Below are 355 nucleotides of genomic sequence, written 5' to 3' on the forward strand. Positions count from 1 at the left end.
CGCCGAGGAGAGGGGCCCGCGCGTCGTCGGCTACTGGGCCGAACAGGACGTCGCCAAGGCGAAGGAGCTGGGTGCGATCGGCGCCGCGGGCGACCTGTTCGCCGACGGCGCCCTCGGCTCGCACACCGCGTGCCTGCACGAGCCGTACGCCGACGCCGCCCACACCGGCACCGCCCACCTGGACGTCGCAGCCGTGGCCGCCCATGTCGTCGCCTGCACCGAGGCGGGCCTCCAGGCCGGCTTCCACGCCATCGGCGACGCCGCCGTGAGCACCGTCGTCGACGGCATGCGGGCCGCCGCCGGCACACTCGGCCTCGCCCGCGTCCGTGCCGCCCGGCACCGCGTCGAGCACGCC

General features: G+C 77.5%; 1 protein-coding gene. It reads left to right on the forward strand.

What is annotated here, in order from left to right; translation table 11 throughout:
* Positions 1–355: amidohydrolase family protein (locus B7767_RS39280; RefSeq protein WP_143652906.1), on the forward strand; the 355-nt coding region annotated here is incomplete at both ends.

This window comes from Streptomyces sp. 13-12-16, from assembly GCF_002114215.1.
In the GTDB taxonomy this organism is placed as follows: domain Bacteria; phylum Actinomycetota; class Actinomycetes; order Streptomycetales; family Streptomycetaceae; genus Streptomyces.